Origin of the sequence: Parasphingomonas zepuensis, assembly GCF_036663735.1 — a bacterium.
Classification (GTDB): domain Bacteria; phylum Pseudomonadota; class Alphaproteobacteria; order Sphingomonadales; family Sphingomonadaceae; genus Sphingomonas.
The window spans coordinates 101,986-118,446 of the sequence record NZ_JAXOJO010000001.1; the positions used below are offsets into that span (position 1 = coordinate 101,986).

The following is a 16,461-nucleotide window of genomic DNA, read 5'->3' on the forward strand; positions in this document are numbered from 1 at the left end:
CCATGACAGACCAGCATATCGCGATCCGTGCGCGCGATGTCACCCTCGCGCTGGGCAAAGGGGAAGCCCGGGTCGAGATATTGAAGGGCATCGACCTGGAGATCGCGGCCGGCAGCAGCGTCGCGCTGCTCGGCGCATCCGGTTCGGGCAAATCCTCCCTGATGGCGGTGCTGGCCGGCCTGGAGCGCGCGACCGGGGGGACGGTGCATGTCGCCGGGGCCGATTTCGGCGCGCTGAACGAGGACGAGCTGGCGCTGGCGCGGCGCGGGCGGATCGGCATCGTGCTGCAGGCCTTTCATTTGTTGCCGACGATGACCGCGCTGGAGAATGTCGCGGTGCCGCTGGAGCTGGACGGCGTGGCCGATGCGTTTGCGCGGGCCGAAAGCGAGCTGAAGGCCGTCGGGCTGGGCCACCGGCTCGGCCATTATCCGGCGCAGCTTTCCGGCGGCGAGCAGCAGCGCGTGGCGATCGCCCGCGCCATCGCGCCGCGCCCGGCGATCCTGTTCGCCGACGAGCCGACCGGCAATCTCGACGGCACGACCGGCACCTCCGTGCTCGACCTGCTGTTCGCGCGGCGCGGTGAGACCGCGACGACCTTGCTGATGATCACGCATGATCCGGCCCTGGCCAAGCGCTGCGACCGGGTGATCGAGATGCGCGACGGCCTGATCGCCGCCGACAGCCGGACGGCGAGCGCGGCGGCGTGAGTGCCGGCAATATCGCACTGGCCTGGCGGCTGGCGCTGCGCGACCTGCGCGGCGGGCTGGGCGGATTGCGGCTGCTGGCGGTGTGCCTGTTCCTGGGCGTCGCGGCGATCGCCGGGATCGGCAGCCTTTCCTCCGCGCTGACCGGGGCGCTGGCGACGCAGGGACGGGAATTCCTGGGCGGCGACATCGCGGTAAGCCTGTCGCAGCGCCGCGCCACACCGGCCGAACATGCCGCCATCGCGCGGCTCGGCACGATCTCCGAAAGCGCGAAGCTCAACGCAATGGTGGCGCGAGCCGATGGCGCGCGCGCGACGCTGGCCGCGCTGAAGGCCGTCGATGCGCGCTATCCGCTGGTCGGGAAGCTGACGCTTGCGCCCGGAGCGCTGGCCGCGCGGCCGGGCGGCATCGCGCTCGATCCGGCGCTGGCCGGGCGGCTTGGCGTGCGCGTGGGCGACACGGTGCGCGTCGGCGAGGCGGCGTTGACCGTCACCGGCCTGATCGCCGACGAGCCGGACGAGATCGGCGAGGGCTTTCGCCTCGCCCCGCCGGCAATGATCGACATGAGCGCGCTGGCCGCGACCGGACTGATCCAGCCGGGCAGCCTGTACGACTGGCGCTATCGCATCGCGACGCGGCCCGGCATCGACGCGACCGCGGCGGCGAAGCAGCTGACCGAGGGATTCCGCGAAAGCCGCTGGCGCGTTCAGGACAGCAGCGACGGGGCGCCCGGCGCGCGGCGATCGATCGAACGGATCGGCCAGTTCCTGACGCTGGTCGCGCTGACCGCATTGGTGATCGCCGGGATCGGCGTGGGCAATGGCGTGGGCGCCTATCTCGACGGCAAGCGGGGCGCGATCGCCACGCTGAAGACGCTGGGTGCGGATTCGCGGCTGATCGTGCGGATTTTCCTGATCGAGATCGCCCTGGTCTCGGCCGCGGCGATCGGGCTGGCGCTGGTGCTCGGGGCGCTGGTGCCGATGATCGTCTCGGTGGTGGCGGGCTCCGCCCTGCCCGTGCCGCCGCGCATCGGCCTCTATCCCGGGCCGTTGCTGCAGGCCGCGGCGTTCGGCGCGCTCGTCGCCTTTGCCTTTGCCCTGCCGCCACTGGCGCGGGCGCGGCGGATCGGGGCGACGGCGCTGTTCCGCGGTGCGGTCGAGGGACGCGGGCGAATCGCCGCCCCGGTAATTGCCGGTGCGGGCGGCGCGCTGGCGGCGGCCGCGGCACTGGCGATCTTCACCGCGCGCGATCCGGGGTTCGCGGCGAGCGTGCTGGGGGCGGCGGCCGGGCTGGTGTTGCTGCTCGGCCTGCTCGCGCTCGGCATCCGCGCGATCGCGGCGCGGCTGCCGCGATCGCGCCGGCCGCTGCTTCGGCTCGCCATCGCCAATCTCCACGCGCCCGCCGCACAGACCGACCGGCTGGTGCTGGCGCTGGGGCTTGGCCTCACCCTGTTCGTCACGCTTGCGGTGATCCAGAGCAACCTGGCCGGGGCGCTGCGCAGCACCGTGCCGCAGCGCGCGCCGAGCTTCTTCGTGCTCGACGTGCCGGCCGACGGAATCGACCGGTTCGGCGACATCGTGCGTGGGGCGGCGCCGGGCGCCGATATCCGCGCGGTACCGTCGCTGCGCGGGCCGGTGGTGGCGCTGAACGACAAGCGCGTGGCCGACATGAAATCCATTCCCGAAGGCGCGTGGATCCTGCGCGGCGACCGAGGCCTCACCTTCGGCGCGGATCTGCCGGCCGGCAACCGCATCACCGCCGGGCGCTGGTGGGCGCGCGACTATGCCGGGCCGCCGCTCGTCTCGATGGATGCGGAGGCCGGGCGGCTGCTCGGGCTGAAGATCGGCGACAGCATTACCGTCTCGGCGCTCGGCGTCGAGCTGCCGGCCAGGATCGCCTCTTTCCGGGAGATCGACTGGGGCACGATGGGCTTCAATTTCGTGCTGATCTTTTCGCCGCATGCGTTCGACGGCGCGCCGTTCAACTATATGGCGACGGTGACGGTGCCGGCGCCGCGCGAGGCAGCGGTCAATAGCGCGGTGACGCGGGCCTTTCCGTCGAGCAGCCTCATCCGGGTGGGCGACGTGATCGCCACGGTCGGCGCGCTCTTCGGCCAGCTCGCCACGGCGGTCGCGGCGGCGGCGGCGGTGGCGATCGTCGCGGGCATCGCCGTGCTGGTCGGCGCCGTGCTCGCGGCGCGGCAGGCGCGGGTCTATGATGCGGTGCTGCTCAAGCTGCTCGGGGCGACGCGGCGGCAGATCCTGCTGGTCCAGGCGACTGAATATGCGCTGCTGGCGATCATCGTCGCGCTGGTCGCGCTCGGCATCGGCGCGGCGGCGGGGTGGTATGTCGTGACGATGCTGTTCGAGCTGCCCTGGGCGCCGGACTGGGGCGTGGTGCTGGCGACGCTGGCGATCGGCACCGGCGTGATCCTGGTGATCGGGCTGCTCGGCTCGCTCCCCGCGCTTGCTGCACGGCCGGCGCGGGCGCTGCGCTCCCTGTAATTCTCGCGGATTGACGAAAAATGGCCCGGCACGCGGGCGCCGGGCCAAAGGTTATGCCGTGCGCTAGGGAGCCTCGGCAGCCGCCACTCTAATTCCTATCTACTCGATGGGATATATAGTCCTGCTTGGGTCTGCGACAGACCGGCTTGGGCGTGAGACGAGATTGCGGCGCGCAATGGGCGCGGGCTGATACGATCATGAAAAAGGCCGCGCATCCCGGTCGGGAAGCGCGGCCTTTCGGTTCGGCGACGCCCCTGGAGGGCGTCGGACCGGAGCGTCGGCGCGGGGCGCCGGCGTTCCTCAGTTGCTGTTGGAAACGTTCCCAACGGTGTCGAGCGCAACAGCATTGTCGACGGCGGTGAGGTTCGCGTCGATCACGGCGGCGTTCTCTTCCAGGATCGGCTCTTCGCTGTTCAGCGTGACTTCGTTGGTGATCGTCGTGTTCTCGGTGGTGGTGGTCTTGCTGCAGGCAGCGAGGCCGAACGCGGCGACGGTGGTCAGCGACAGGATAACGAGCTTCTTCATGATTATACTCCGTGGCGATTCGGACCGGCGCCCGGACGCGCCCCACGCTCGTCCTCCCCGGCCCGACCAATCGGCCTTTCCTATGTCGCAATTCCGACAGATTTAATAGGAGAAAAAACACGGACATGGGCGCGCTTTCGACAAACCGTGCCGAATCGGTGTAAGGGGCGCCCTTCCCCATTCGCGGCCGCCCAGCTGGTCGCGTTGATCACCTGAGGCAATCATGACCGAATCCCAGACCCATTGCGGCCTCGTCGCCGTGGTCGGCGCGCCCAATGCCGGCAAATCCACCCTCGTCAACGCGCTCGTCGGCCAGAAGGTCGCGATCGTCAGCCCCAAGGCGCAGACGACGCGCGCCCGGCTGATGGGCGTCGCGATCGAGGGCGAGACTCAGCTGCTGCTGGTCGACACGCCCGGCATCTTCGAACCCAAGCGGCGGCTCGACCGCGCGATGGTTTCGGCGGCCTGGGGCGGGACCGAGGGTGCCGACGTGATCGCGCTGGTGGTCGATGCCAAGGGCGGGCTTGGGCCCAAGGTGATCCCGATCGCTGAATCGATCGCGGGACGCTCGGAGCCGAAATATCTGATCCTCAACAAGGTGGATCTCGCCGACAAGGCCAAGCTGCTGCTTCATGCCGAGCGGCTGAACGGAATCGTCGATTTCGCCGAGACCTTCTTCATCAGCGCGACGACCGGCGACGGGCTGGCCGAGCTGAAGGCGACCTTCGCCAAGGCGATGCCCGAGGGCCCGTGGCATTTCCCGGCCGACCAGGTATCCGACGCGACCGAGCGCAGCCTTGCCTCCGAAGTGACGCGCGAGCAGCTCTATCTACAGCTCCATGCCGAGCTCCCCTACGCCAGCGCGATCGAGACGGAGCAGTATAAGGAGCGCGAGGACGGCTCCGTCGAGATCCACCAGCAGATCCTGGTCGAGCGGCCGACCCAGCGCGCGATCGTGCTGGGCAAGGGCGGCGCGCGCATCAAGGAAATCGGCGGGCGCGCCCGGACCGAGCTGAGCGCGATCATGGGCAAGCCAGTGCATCTGTACCTGCACGTGAAGGTGAAGCCGGGCTGGGACGACGAACGCGACATCTATCGCGAGATGGGCCTCGACTGGGTCGACTGATCCTTCCTCCCCGGCGGACCGGGGAGGAACTCAGGCGAGCAGTTCCTCCACCCAGGCCGGCACCAGTTCGCCGGCCGGGCCGAGGCGGGTCTCGTGAAAATAGGCGCTGCCGGCGGAGGGATCGAGGTTCATCTCGAGTGTGCATGCCCCGTGATAGCGCGCCGTCTGGACGAAGCCGGCGGCGGGATAGACCGCCCCCGACGTGCCGATCGAGACGAACAGATCGGCCTCCGCCAGCGCCCGTTCGATCCTGTCCATCGCATAGGGCATCTCGCCGAAGAACACGATGTCGGGCCGCAGCGCCTGCGCACCGCAAGCGGCGCAGACGGTGCGGGGCGGGAGGTCGCCGCGCCATTCGACCCGCGACGTGCACGCCGCGCACAGGGCCGAGTTCAGCTCGCCATGCATATGCAACAGCCGCGCCGCGCCCGCCCGTTCGTGCAGATCATCGACATTCTGCGTGACGATCAGAAGCGCGCCCGGCCACGCCGCATCGAGCCGCGCCAGCGCGCGATGCGCGGCATTGGGCACCACCGTTGCGAGCGCCGCGCGCCGCGCATCGTAGAAGCGGTGAACGAGATCGGGATCCTGCGCGAGCGCCTCGGGCGTGCAGACGTCCTCTACGCGGTGCCCCTCCCACAGGCCACCGGGCCCGCGAAAGGTGGCAATGCCGCTTTCGGCGGAAACGCCGGCGCCGGTGAGGATGACGATGTTGTGGATGTCGCTCATCGATCGGGTTGGATGGTTGTGCTGTCGCCATTCCAATAGAGATAGAGCTTGTCCCACCATTGGCGTGATATCGGCCCCAACCAGCGCTCAAAGTCACTGGCCCGAACGCCGTTAGGCGACCGGAAACCGCGATCTTGTCCGCCCAAGGCGTTCTGGATGCTTTCAAGCAGGCCCATGCTCGCAGCTTCAGCGACATAGGTATCGCCACGGATATGCCACTGCTCGACAACCTTGAACACGGCTCCGAAACTCCCGGTCTCGCCAGCGCCCAACCGCTCGATCAAATGCTCCGCAAGCGAGCTGAGCGCCAAATAATAGGGCGGATCAGTCTCCGATCCCCATTCGGCTTCAAACTCCTCCCACCTCAACCGGAAGAATCGGTCTGCGGACAACAGCGGCGTAAACATATTCGAGGCTGTTATGGTGGAGGTGGTCATACTTCACCATCCACCTGTAAGGCCACCATCGCAACCACACCCCGAGTATGGCTTGCATAATCGATTATGGGTTGCCCTTATCCTCGACGCGGCGCCCCTCCCACAGGCCGCCGGCCCACGGAAGGTGGCGAGGCCGCTTTCGGCGGAGACGCCGGTGACGACGACGTCGGGCATGTGCCGACGGTCGAAGCACGCGGTCTCCGCCCAAGCCCTCCTGCCCGCCCGCCTTCAACTACCGCTGGCGCAGGCGATGCAGGTGACGGCGGTGGGCAGCGCTTCGAGCCGGGCCGGGGCAATCGGCGTGCCGCAGCTGACGCATTCGCCATAAGTCCCGTCCGCGATTCGCCCCAGCGCGGCGCGGATTGCGACGATTTCGGCGAGCGCCGCCGTCTCGACGGCGTCCTCGGCCTCGTCGTCCTGGCGCGCGACGGCCTGTTCGGCGAAGTCCGCTTCGAGCGGCTGCGCCATCTCGGCCTCGATCCGATCGATACGGCTCTGCAGCGCGGCGAGCCGCTCGACCAGCGCCTGGCGGACGTTTTCGTGCGCGGCCATCACGCCGCCTTGTACTGCGCGATCAGCGCCGCGATTTCGTCCAATGCGGTGAGCCGCAGCTTCTTCAGTTCCTCGGCGCGGTCGTCCGATGCCGGATCGAGCCCGGCGTCGATCCGGTCGATTTCTTTCTGGAGCACATGCTCCTGCTCGGCGAGCGCGCGGAAATGGGCGTTCTCCTGCTTCAGGGCCGTGAGTGCGGCGCCGTCGGCGGGAAAAAGCGCGTGGAGATCATGTCCGGGGGTGCTCATATCGTTCCTCATCCTGTTCGTTGCGGCCAGCATAGCGCGCGGCACTCGCGGCGATTTGCGTTCAGTCAAACGCCGTCGGCAAACGTTTACCATGGTCGGGCGAGGAGAAGGTTTGCCCCGCGCGAAGGCCTGTCCTAAGTCGCCGCTGTGTGGCATTTCGCCGCCGGCCGCACGGCATCGGACCGGGCGTGCCAGACCAGAAGATGTGACCTGGGGAGCCTGAAGCAATGACCGCGATCGGAATTATCGGGAGCGCGGGGCGCATGGGCCAGGCGCTGTCGGGCGTCGTCTCCGATCTCGGCGCGACGCTGGCGGGCGGGATCGATGCCGGCGGCGATCCGGCGGCGCTGGCGCAGGCAGCCGACGTGCTGGTCGATTTCTCGGTGCCGGCCGCGCTCGAGGCGAATCTGGCCGCAGCGGTGGCGGCCGGCACGCCGATCCTGGTCGGCACCACCGGCCTCAGCCTCACGCATCATGCGCTGATCGACGCGGCGGCGGAGAAGATCGCGGTGCTGCAGACCGGCACCGTCTCGCTCGGCGTTACCCTGCTCGCGCGGCTGGTGCGCGAGGCTGCGGCGCGGCTCGGCACCGACTGGGACATCGAGATCGTCGAGATGCACCACCGCCACAAGGTCGATGCGCCGTCCGGCACTGCCCTGCTGCTCGGCGAGGCGGCCGCGGCCGGGCGCGGCATTCCGCTGGCCGAGGCCAAGGTGACGGACCGGGCCGGCCTGACCGGGGCGCGGGCCGAAGGCACGATCGGCTTTGCGAGCCTGCGCGGCGGATCGGTGGCGGGGGACCATCAGGTGGTGTTCGCCGGCACCGGCGAGCGGATCGAGATCGGGCACCGCGCCGAAAGCCGCGAGATCTTCGCGCGGGGCGCGATCACCGCCGCGCTGTGGCTCGCCGCCCGGCCGGCCGGGCGCTATCAGATGGCCGAGGTGCTGGACCTTTGAAGAGGCTGCACCTTTGAAGAGGGCGGACGTCGTCGCGTTCTTCGCGCGGCTCGCGGCGGACGATCCGCACCCGGAGACCGAGCTCGAATATACCAACCCCTTCACGCTCGTCGTCGCGGTCGCGCTGTCGGCGCAGGCGACCGATGTCGGCGTCAACAAGGCGACGCGCGCGCTGTTCGCCGAGGTCGACACGCCCGAAAAGATGGTCGCGCTGGGCGAGGAAGGGCTGAAAAAGCACATCAAGACGATCGGCCTGTTCAACACCAAGGCGAAGAACGTCATCGCCCTATCCGAAAAGCTGATCGCCGATTTCGGCAGCGAGGTGCCGGCCAACCGGGACGCGCTGGAGACGCTGCCCGGCGTCGGGCGCAAGACCGCGAATGTGGTGATGAACGTCGCCTTCGGCGCGGAGACCTTTGCGGTCGATACGCATATCTTCCGCGTCGGCAACCGCACCGGCCTGGCGCGCGGCAAGACGCCGCTGGCGGTCGAACTGGTGCTGGACAAGGTCGTGCCCCAGCCATTCCGGCTGCATGCTCATCACTGGTTAATCCTGCACGGCAGATATGTCTGCAAGGCGCGCACGCCCGAATGCTGGCGTTGCGTGGTGCGGGATCTGTGCGCCTATAAACCCAAGACGCCGCCCCCGAAGCGCGGCGCCCCAGCGGAGGCGTGATTCATGCAGAGGATCATGATTGCCCTTGCCGTTCTCGCCATCGCCGCGCCGGGCGCCGCGAAGGACCGCAACCGAATTCCCGCGGCCGAGCCGACAGGCAAGCCGCAAAGCTGCATCACCACGAGCCGCATCGGCCAGAGCCATGTGCGCAACGACTGGGTGATCGATTTCGAGATGCGCGACGGCAGCATCTATCGCAACACCCTGCCGGCGGCGTGCTCGGGCCTGACCTTCGACCAGCGCTTCGCCTATCGGACGAGCATCGGCCAGCTCTGCTCGGTCGACACGATCACCGTGCTGCGCGGCGACGGGCTCAGCCAGGGCCCGACCTGCGGCCTGGGCGAATTCCAGCCGATAAAGCTCGTCGCGAAGCACTAGATGCGGAAACGGCTGGCGCCGGCGCGCAGGCTTTGCTAGGCGCCTGCGGCCAGGCACCCGTAGCTCAGCTGGATAGAGCGCTGCCCTCCGAAGGCAGAGGCCACTGGTTCGAATCCAGTCGGGTGCACCATTTTTCAATGACATAGCGCCTGGCGCCTAAAACTCGTCAAATAAGTGGCGACGGACTGGGGCGGCCTGGCGTGGTCACTAGACTGCGATTCGCACCCGCTGATCCCTCGGGAAGCGACGCGCGCATGCTCCGTTTGTTCTTGAGATTTTGACCCGATTGTGTCGCCGACGGTGGCTTTGCACGGTCGCTTTTACAGATTGCGGTCCCGGCACTCCCACACTTCTTCCCAATCACCGCGATCGTCTGCCTGGGCATGGTGCCAGCCTCGTATTGGGCGGTCCAGAGATGTCTGTTGACCGCTTCTGGCGCGATAGCTCGAGAAAGACGTCGGCGGGACCTGGGCCGGTGGTGGCTAGACAGCTTTAGGTAGGCGACATGCGAAAACTGTCGGCCCGGCCGTCCACGGTGCACGGCCGCTCGCGACCCGTCTCTGATCCGCCTCGGGACTTCGTCAGCCGCGATGCGGTGGTCATCGCCACCAAGCTTTCGGCGGGAATGCGAAACCACACGTGGCCTGGCGACAGCCATATTGCATCCGAATCTGAGCGAATCCTCGATCCGGTTGCGGCCTGGCGCCAGGCCGGCGCCTATCGACTATTGGGGTGCGTCTTTCGATCGGACCGGAGCAGGCGCAACAGCGCCTGCTCGCTCACCCGATATCAGTCCTGGAGCCAGTACACCTTTTTCAAAAGTTCATGCCCAGACGCACGCCGTAGGTGCGTGGCGGATCGTAGCTGGCCACCGTCGAACTCCAGACCGTGACCAAAGCATTGGCAACACGATTGTCCTCAACGTTGTTGACGAACCCGGTGATGGAGAACTGCCCACCTTCAACTTCATAGCGCAGGTTGAGATCGGTCTTGGTGTAAGATGCGCGACGGCTCTGGCTGTAGTTCTGGATATCGCTGAAGGTGCGTGACTGTACGTAGAAATCGACGCTCGGGGTCAGCGTCCCAAAACCCGGGAGATCGAAGATGTGGGCATAGCTCGCCCGCGCCGACCATTCCGGCGCGTTCGGCAATTCATTGCCGGATACGTCGATCGTGACATTCACCGGCAACTCGGCGTTCTTCAGGGCGGCGGTCGCAGCATTATAATTGCCGCTCGCGGAATTCAGATTGTCCGAGGCGGTCGGGAACGACCGGATCTTCGCATCGAGATACGAGACATAGCCGCTGATCCGGTCGCGGCTGGTCGGCTTGATCGTCGCTTCAAATTCCAGGCCGCGCAGCCGGGCCGTCGCCGCATTGGTCGTCACCGCCGATACCTGATTGGTCAGCGGGTTGCGCACGATGCTCGATACCTGAAGGTCCTTATAATCCATGTTGAACGCGGTCAGCGCAAGGTACAGCTTGCCGCCGATCAGCGAACTCCGCACGCCGGCCTCATAATTGGTGACCGTCTCGGGACGATATTGTCGGTACTCCGGCGCGTTCCCGCTCGCCTCCAGGCCGCCGCCGCGAAATCCGGTGCCGACGGTGGCATAAACCAGGGTGTCGCGTGTCAGCTCGTAATTGACGCCCGCCTTCCAGCTCACGTTCGAGAACTTCGCTTCGGGTCGGTTAGTGTCGTCGGACAGTGCATATACGAAGGGAATGCCAGGACAGGTCGTCGGCGTGATATTGGCAAGGGTCACCGTGTCGCCCGGACACACCAGCTCGATGTTGCGCTGGTTCACCTGCTCCCAGGTTGAGCGCACGCCGCCGATGATTTTCAGTCCCGGTGCGACTTCGAGCGTGCCCTGGCCGAACACGGCCTGCGATTTCGTCCCCTGACCGCGATAGGAGGTCACGACGTCGACGCCGCTGATGGTCGTGATGTTATTGCCCGTACCGGCGACCTTCGGGGTGTTGAATATGCTGCCGAACGGGGCCGGCGCCGTGTCACCGGCGTGCAGCAGACGCGTGCCCGAAGGTTGCTTGTCCTGATAGAGGAAGCCGCCCAGAACGAGGCTGAGCGCCCCGGCCCTGAAGTTGGCGTTCAGTTCATGCGATTGCGTGTTGGTACGGCGGTTGATGCTCTGCTGGCTGAAAACCCCGGTCGCCGCGTCGACGCCATTGTCCTTGAGCACCGAATAGCCGGCCAGATAGGTAAGCGAGAGCGACTCGGTCGCATCCCAGGTCAGACGCGACCGCGCAGCATAACTGACCAGATCCATGCGATTGTCGGTAACCTGGTCCAATCCCGGATTGATCGTCTCATCGTAAATCGTCTGCATTGGCCCGAAGGTGCCCGCCGCGATGTTCGCGTTCGGATAGAAATTCCGGCTGCGCATATAGGATAGCGGAACCGTGCCCTTATTTTCTCCATAGTTCAGCGAGAGCCGCCACGTCAGGCGATCGCTGAGATTCAGCAGGGTGGTCACCCGGATCGCCGCGAGATCGGTCTTGTTGTACTTGTCGATCGCCCGGTAACGACCGCCAATACCATCATCGACCTGCCGAAATGCGGATACGCGCACCCGAAGCGCGTCGCTCACCGGAAGATCGACCGCAACGCGGGCGCGCACTCCATTGAAGCTGCCATACTGAAAATCCCCGTCGAACCCGAGCGTCCTGCCCGGGTCGGCGGTGTTGATGTTGACGACACCGGCCGTCGCGTTCCGACCATAGACCGTGCCCTGCGGACCGCGCAGCACCTCGATCGATCCGACGTCGAACAGGCCCAGCGACAAGGTCGCCGATGAGGGGTCGTAGATGCCATCGATCTGGGTCGCGACGGTCGAATAGCCGCTGAAGCTGTTGTTGCTGCCGATACCGCGGATCGCGAAACCGTTCTGGCTGGCCTGGAGATTGGGTACGGTCGTGGTGAGCGCCGTGGCGGAATTGATCCCTTGCCGCGTCAGACTATCCTGCGACACCACGCTGATCGCGACTGGCGCCTTGGAAAGCCGTTCCGACGTCTTCTGCGCGGTGACGATGATGTCGCCCGTATCGCCCTCCGCGGTCGCTGGCTCGTCCTGCGTCGGAACCGCCGGCACCGGCGCCGTTTGGGCGAACGCGGCGCATGGCAGCGAGCAAAGGAAGGTCGTGGCAAGAATCTTGGTGATTGTCTTCATGGTAACATCCCCTGTGGTTCTGATTTGTTTTTAAGAAATTCGCTGCGGTGAGGGCCCTGGGGCCTGCGCGCCTTGTGGTTCCGCGCCGGCCATCATAGCGGCCCTGCCGCAGCCCCCCTCGTGCGCAAGGAGGGGCCCGACAGTCGTCCGCTTATGTTCAGTCTGGCCCTCAGCGCCTTCACCGGCTCACTCTCCCGCATTTTCTCCCATCTCGATTATCCAGCGAAGCAATCGATTGCAAGCTATATCACAAACGATTGCAGGCCGCAGGGACGTGGGTCACGGGCTCGCTGCCCTCGCGGCTGTGATCCAACGACCATGCGCGTGGGAACGATGCGGGCAGCGTTGCCATGAGGGTGCGATGACCGGGCCGCTGGCCGCGTCCTGCAACCGCTCACTTGTTGCAATGCGGTTGCAGTAAACGTATCGCGACGGTGTTTCAGGGAGACAAAGGTTGTCCGGCAAGATCCGAACTATCTACGATCTGGCCAAGCTTGCCGGGGTTTCGCCGGCAACCGTATCCCGTGCGCTCGCCGGCAAGGACGTGGTGAATGCCGAGACGTCGGACCGCATCCGCAAGCTGGCGGAAAAACATGATTTCCGGCCGAGCGCGCTGGCGCGCAACCTGCGCACAAAGCGGCGCGGAGCGATCGGCGTGGTCGTGCCGCTGGGCCATGATCGCGGACAGCATCTTTCCGATCCGTTTTTCATGACGCTGATCGGCAGCCTCGCCGACGAGCTGACCGAGCGCGGATTTGACCTGATGCTGTCCCGCGTGATTCCCAACCAGGACGACTGGCTATCGAAATTGATCGATGCAGACCGGGTGGACGGGTTCATCATCGTTGGACAGTCGGACCAGTCGAGCGTGCTGGACCGGATCGCCCTTACCTATCTGCCGATGGTCGCGTGGGGCGGCTTCATCCAGGGGCAGATCCATTGCTCGGTCGGTACGGACAATTTCCTTGGCGGGCGGCTGGCAACGCAACATCTGATCGACCGCGGATGCCGCAAGATCGCTTTTCTGGGGAATACCCAGGCGATCGAGCCGTCGCTGCGGCTCGAGGGGGCGAAGGCGGCAATCCGGGCACGGGAAGGGATTGTCCTGATGGACACGCCCACGCATTTTGCCTCTGAAGTCAGTGGGTTGGATATAGACAGCTTCCTGAGCCAGATCGACGTTCCTCCGGACGGGATTTTCGCTGCGTCGGACCTGATCGCGCTGACGGCGATCCAGGTGCTGGCCACCCGCGGCCTGTCGGTGCCGGGGGACGTGAAGGTCGTCGGGTTCGACGACCTGTATCTGGCGCAAACCAGCGCACCGCCCCTGACGACCGTGCGCCAGAACATCGCGGCCGGCGCCTCCCATCTCGTCGACAGCCTGATGAAACGCATCGCCGGCGAGGTCACTGGATCAGTCATCCTCAGCCCTGAGCTCATCGTGCGCGGATCGACCTGATCCGGCAAGGCCGACCGTTCCCTGTTGACTTGCAATCGATTGCCAATACGGTGCCGGGCAGGCCCCGATGGCGAACAAGGGCGAGTGAATCAGGAGAGTTGCATGAACAGGAAGACGATGGCCCTTGGCGGAGCGACCTTGCTGGCGCTTTCGCTGGCCTTGAACGGCGTCCAGGCACGCCCCCAGACACCGGCGGCCGGCGCCGCGTCACAGGACGACGCCGAGGCGTTACGTCCGATCGCTCCGGAATTGCGGGAAGCCGCGCGCAAGGCAATCGGCTTTTCCAAGCTGATGGGCACAATCAACGAACAGTCAGTGCTCGCGTCGCGGAAGGACGGCAGCGGAGGACCGCCCGCGCCTGAGCGCCTCGCCGACGTGCCGGTAACGGAACAGTCCATCCCTGGCGCGAAGGGCGCGCCCGATGTGAAATTGTTTGTCATCAACGCCAAGGCCGGTACCAGCCGCCCCGGCATCCTGCACACCCATGGCGGCGGCTATATCCTCGGCAGCGCTGCGGGCGACGTCCGCCGCCTTCAGGAACTGGCGCGCGATCTCGACTGCGTGATCGTCACCGTCGAATACCGCCTCGCTCCGGAAACCGACTATCGCGGGTCGATCGAGGATAATTATGCCGGCCTGCGCTGGATGTACGGAAATGCGGCCCAGCTTGGGCTCGACCGCAGCCGGATCGCCGTGACCGGGGAAAGCGCCGGCGGCGGGCACGCCGCGCTGCTCGCCATCACCGCGCGCGACCGCGGCGAGATCCCCATCCTGTTCCAGGCGCTGGTCTATCCGATGCTCGACGACCGCACCGGCGGCGCGGTGCGCATGCCGCCCCACATCGCCACCGTCGGCTGGAGCGCGTCGGAAAACCAATATGGCTGGCGCGCCTTTCTGGGTCAGCAGCCGGGCACCGCCAAGGTTCCGGCACGCGCCGTCCCTGCCCGTACCGAGAATCTCGCCGGCCTGCCGCCTGCCTTTATCGAAGTCGGCGGCGTCGATCTCTTCGTCAGCGAGGACATCGATTATGCGCGCCGGCTGAACGAGGCAGGCGTCCCGACGGAGTTGCTGGTCGTCCCCGGCGCGTTCCATGGCTTCGACCAGCTCGCGCCGGAAAGTCCTCAGGCCGCCCAGTTCAACCGCGCGAAAATCGATGCGCTGCGCCGTGCATTCGACCGGGCCGGGAAATAGGGGGGCCGCCGGTAGCCCGTGTTCAGGGCATGGAAGTCGGGCCGACGATCGGGCTTTGCTTCCGCGCGACCCTGCAGTGATTCAGGCGTACTGACCCCGGCATGCTTGCCGGATGACGGGCGGGAAGGCGCAGGCCCTCCCGCCCGTTTTCGTCACGATAGCGGCGCGTTCAGCTGAGCGGGGCCCGGCATTCGAAGCTTTCGGGCTTGGTCACGTCACCGCCGACATAATGCGCGTAGCTCGGATGAGGACACATCGGCCGCTGCTCCCTGGCAGGCGATTTCCGCGCGGCGACCACCGATGCGGGCGCCTTGCCCTGCTCGACCCATTCAACGACGGGCCCGAGCAGATCGAAAGTGTCGAACGCATTGCCGCCGGCGCAATGTGCCATGCCGGGCACCATGTAGAACCGGCTCGCCGCGTCCCAGGCCGGGCCGTTCGCTGTTTTGGCGCGTTGCCAATAGTCCCAGGTCGCAAGTGCCGAGAACCAGGGATCGCTGACCCCGTGATAGAACAGGATCTTGCCGCCACGCCCCAGGAAGGTGTTGAGATTGGTCCAGACATGCGTGTCGGTCAGCCGCTGGACGCCGTCGGCGCGGATCGCCTGGACACGCGCGTCGAGATCGATCGTCAGGTCGCGCGGCGCCGGGCCGAACACCCCGGGCGCGCCGGTGGGAAGATAGCCCGGCAGCGGCCCGGAGGAATCGACGATGCCGGTATCGTAAGGGACTGGCGCATAGATCGGATAGCCCGCGGCGTCTTTCGGCCCTGCAAAGGCGCGATCCAGTGCCGACACCTGGGCCTTGCTCAGGCAGCCCTCGGCCTTGCCGGTCTTGCACTGCAGCTTGGCAGGCTGAAAACGGCACTGCGCCTGATTCATGATCATGCCGTCGGCAAGCCCATCCAGCCTGTCGCATTGATCCAGCATTCCCTTCAGGATCAACTGGCGATCCGGGGCCGCAAAGATCTGCGAGACGATCGGCAACCCGTCCTTGTCTCGCGGAGCTGCCTGGTTGAACTGAACCGCCGAATAGGCGATCGCGAGATTGGAATCGCCCGTGCGCATCGCCGGGGCCCCGGCCACGATCCCGTCGAACAGTTCGGGATAGCGCTGGGATGCCAGCATGGCCTCGCGCCCGCCGGTCGAGCATCCCGCCATATAGCTGTGGTCGATCGGCTTGCCGTAATAGCCCGTCGTGATCGCCTTGCCGGCGATCGTCACGGTCCGCACCGATGCCTCGGCGAAATCCAGCGCCGCGCGCTGGTCCGCCATGAACGCGCCGTCGAACACCGCGCCCTTGTGCCCGCTGTCATGGCTGATGACCGCGAAGCCGCGTGCCAGCGCCGGGGTATCGCCAGCCGCGATATTGCCCAGCGGCGGCGGGACGCTTCCGTTCAGGCCTCCCCCGCCCTGCAGCAGGAAGCGGCCATTCCAGATGTCCGGCAGGGCAAGCGCGAAGCCGATGCCATACGCTTTTCCGGCCGCGCCGGTTCGTGCGTTGATCATGCCCTCTACGCGGCAATGAGCCGGGATGCCCGAGGCCAGGGGCGGACCGAAGCCGCTGGGCACCGTACCGGGTGCCGCGGCATCGACATGGGTGGCCGCGCTGATCTTGACGCCATCGCCAAGAGATTGCCCGACCAGCGCCGCGCAGCGTGCCGCGGGTGCGGCAGTGGCGGCCGCGTCGGCTCGGCCGGTGTCGGATGCCGTTGCCGATGTGAGCACGATCGCGCCCAAGCCCAAGGTAATAATTCTCATGTTTTTCCTCTCCCGCCGTTCGTACCACA

General features: G+C 66.6%; 15 protein-coding genes and 1 tRNA gene. 9 read left to right on the top strand and 7 right to left on the bottom strand.

Features of this window, described 5'->3' with window-relative positions; all coding sequences use genetic code 11:
* Positions 1-2: 2 nt before the first annotated feature.
* Both U1769_RS00480 and U1769_RS00485 read left to right on the top strand, forming a co-directional pair.
* Positions 3-707, top strand: a complete 705-nt coding sequence (locus U1769_RS00480) for an ABC transporter ATP-binding protein (RefSeq protein WP_332710742.1) — start codon at positions 3-5, stop codon at positions 705-707.
* Positions 704-3,208 carry an ABC transporter permease gene (locus tag U1769_RS00485; protein ID WP_332710744.1) on the top strand — a complete coding sequence of 835 codons (2,505 nt, stop codon included), beginning with the start codon at positions 704-706 and terminating at the stop codon, positions 3,206-3,208. Before U1769_RS00480 ends, U1769_RS00485 begins: the two co-directional genes overlap by 4 nt.
* 300 nt (positions 3,209-3,508) lie before the next feature.
* Here U1769_RS00485 and U1769_RS00490 read toward each other — a convergent pair whose 3' ends face one another.
* Positions 3,509-3,733 (bottom strand): hypothetical protein, encoded by a 225-nt coding sequence (locus U1769_RS00490; protein ID WP_332710746.1) that lies wholly within the window; start codon positions 3,731-3,733, stop codon positions 3,509-3,511.
* Between the two features lie 223 nt (positions 3,734-3,956).
* Between U1769_RS00490 and era the strand changes: the two genes are divergently transcribed.
* Entirely contained in the window at positions 3,957-4,859 is a 903-nt protein-coding gene (era, locus tag U1769_RS00495; RefSeq protein ID WP_332710747.1) for a GTPase Era, read from the top strand.
* Positions 4,860-4,889: 30 nt separating this feature from the next.
* Here era and U1769_RS00500 read toward each other — a convergent pair whose 3' ends face one another.
* From U1769_RS00500 to U1769_RS00515, 4 genes are all read right to left on the bottom strand, one after another.
* Entirely contained in the window at positions 4,890-5,588 is a 699-nt protein-coding gene (locus tag U1769_RS00500; RefSeq protein WP_332710749.1) for an NAD-dependent deacylase, read from the bottom strand.
* Entirely contained in the window at positions 5,585-6,025 is a 441-nt protein-coding gene (locus tag U1769_RS00505; RefSeq protein ID WP_332710751.1) for a DUF7674 family protein, read from the bottom strand. The genes U1769_RS00500 and U1769_RS00505 overlap by 4 nt, the downstream gene beginning before the upstream one ends.
* A gap of 228 nt (positions 6,026-6,253) precedes the next feature.
* A complete protein-coding gene (locus U1769_RS00510) occupies positions 6,254-6,577 on the bottom strand; it encodes a TraR/DksA family transcriptional regulator (protein ID WP_332710753.1) in 324 nt (107 codons plus the stop codon).
* Entirely contained in the window at positions 6,577-6,825 is a 249-nt protein-coding gene (locus tag U1769_RS00515; protein ID WP_332710754.1) for an HP1242/YdcH family protein, read from the bottom strand. Before U1769_RS00515 ends, U1769_RS00510 begins: the two co-directional genes overlap by 1 nt.
* Before the next feature lie 227 nt (positions 6,826-7,052).
* On the opposite strand from U1769_RS00515, the gene dapB reads away from it, so the two are divergent.
* The 4 genes from dapB (at position 7,053) to U1769_RS00535 (ending at position 8,965) form a co-directional block, all read left to right on the top strand.
* Positions 7,053-7,781, top strand: coding sequence for a 4-hydroxy-tetrahydrodipicolinate reductase (gene dapB / locus U1769_RS00520; protein ID WP_332710756.1), 729 nt, complete (start codon positions 7,053-7,055; stop codon positions 7,779-7,781).
* A gap of 13 nt (positions 7,782-7,794) precedes the next feature.
* Positions 7,795-8,457 (top strand): endonuclease III, encoded by a 663-nt coding sequence (nth, locus tag U1769_RS00525; RefSeq protein WP_332710757.1) that lies wholly within the window; start codon positions 7,795-7,797, stop codon positions 8,455-8,457.
* Between the two features lie 3 nt (positions 8,458-8,460).
* Entirely contained in the window at positions 8,461-8,835 is a 375-nt protein-coding gene (locus U1769_RS00530) for a hypothetical protein (protein WP_332710759.1), read from the top strand.
* Positions 8,836-8,888: 53 nt separating this feature from the next.
* Positions 8,889-8,965 (top strand) — tRNA-Arg (locus tag U1769_RS00535).
* A gap of 685 nt (positions 8,966-9,650) precedes the next feature.
* Here the strand turns inward: U1769_RS00535 and U1769_RS00540 are convergent.
* Positions 9,651-12,023, bottom strand: coding sequence for a TonB-dependent receptor (locus U1769_RS00540; RefSeq protein WP_332710760.1), 2,373 nt, complete (start codon positions 12,021-12,023; stop codon positions 9,651-9,653).
* 454 nt (positions 12,024-12,477) lie between these two features.
* Between U1769_RS00540 and U1769_RS00545 the strand changes: the two genes are divergently transcribed.
* Both U1769_RS00545 and U1769_RS00550 read left to right on the top strand, forming a co-directional pair.
* A complete protein-coding gene (locus U1769_RS00545) occupies positions 12,478-13,482 on the top strand; it encodes a LacI family DNA-binding transcriptional regulator (RefSeq protein WP_332710763.1) in 1,005 nt (334 codons plus the stop codon).
* A 102-nt stretch (positions 13,483-13,584) separates the two neighbouring features.
* On the top strand, positions 13,585-14,673 hold the full coding sequence (locus tag U1769_RS00550; protein WP_332710764.1) for an alpha/beta hydrolase: 1,089 nt from the start codon (positions 13,585-13,587) through the stop codon (positions 14,671-14,673).
* Between the two features lie 169 nt (positions 14,674-14,842).
* Here the strand turns inward: U1769_RS00550 and U1769_RS00555 are convergent, their stop codons facing one another.
* On the bottom strand, positions 14,843-16,432 hold the full coding sequence (locus U1769_RS00555; RefSeq protein WP_332710766.1) for a tannase/feruloyl esterase family alpha/beta hydrolase: 1,590 nt from the start codon (positions 16,430-16,432) through the stop codon (positions 14,843-14,845).
* Positions 16,433-16,461 lie beyond the last annotated feature (29 nt).

Excerpts from the sequence above, each read along its gene's own strand:
- U1769_RS00480 (WP_332710742.1), top strand. The coding sequence starts at position 3 with ATGACAGACCAGCATATCGCGATCCGTGCGCGCGATGTCACCCTCGCG.
- U1769_RS00490 (WP_332710746.1), bottom strand. The coding sequence starts at position 3,733 with ATGAAGAAGCTCGTTATCCTGTCGCTGACCACCGTCGCCGCGTTCGGC.
- era (WP_332710747.1), top strand. The coding sequence starts at position 3,957 with ATGACCGAATCCCAGACCCATTGCGGCCTCGTCGCCGTGGTCGGCGCG.
- U1769_RS00500 (WP_332710749.1), bottom strand. The coding sequence starts at position 5,588 with ATGAGCGACATCCACAACATCGTCATCCTCACCGGCGCCGGCGTTTCC.
- U1769_RS00505 (WP_332710751.1), bottom strand. The coding sequence starts at position 6,025 with ATGACCACCTCCACCATAACAGCCTCGAATATGTTTACGCCGCTGTTG.
- U1769_RS00510 (WP_332710753.1), bottom strand. The coding sequence starts at position 6,577 with ATGGCCGCGCACGAAAACGTCCGCCAGGCGCTGGTCGAGCGGCTCGCC.
- U1769_RS00515 (WP_332710754.1), bottom strand. The coding sequence starts at position 6,825 with ATGAGCACCCCCGGACATGATCTCCACGCGCTTTTTCCCGCCGACGGC.
- dapB (WP_332710756.1), top strand. The coding sequence starts at position 7,053 with ATGACCGCGATCGGAATTATCGGGAGCGCGGGGCGCATGGGCCAGGCG.
- U1769_RS00530 (WP_332710759.1), top strand. The coding sequence starts at position 8,461 with ATGCAGAGGATCATGATTGCCCTTGCCGTTCTCGCCATCGCCGCGCCG.
- U1769_RS00540 (WP_332710760.1), bottom strand. The coding sequence starts at position 12,023 with ATGAAGACAATCACCAAGATTCTTGCCACGACCTTCCTTTGCTCGCTG.
- U1769_RS00550 (WP_332710764.1), top strand. The coding sequence starts at position 13,585 with ATGAACAGGAAGACGATGGCCCTTGGCGGAGCGACCTTGCTGGCGCTT.
- U1769_RS00555 (WP_332710766.1), bottom strand. The coding sequence starts at position 16,432 with ATGAGAATTATTACCTTGGGCTTGGGCGCGATCGTGCTCACATCGGCA.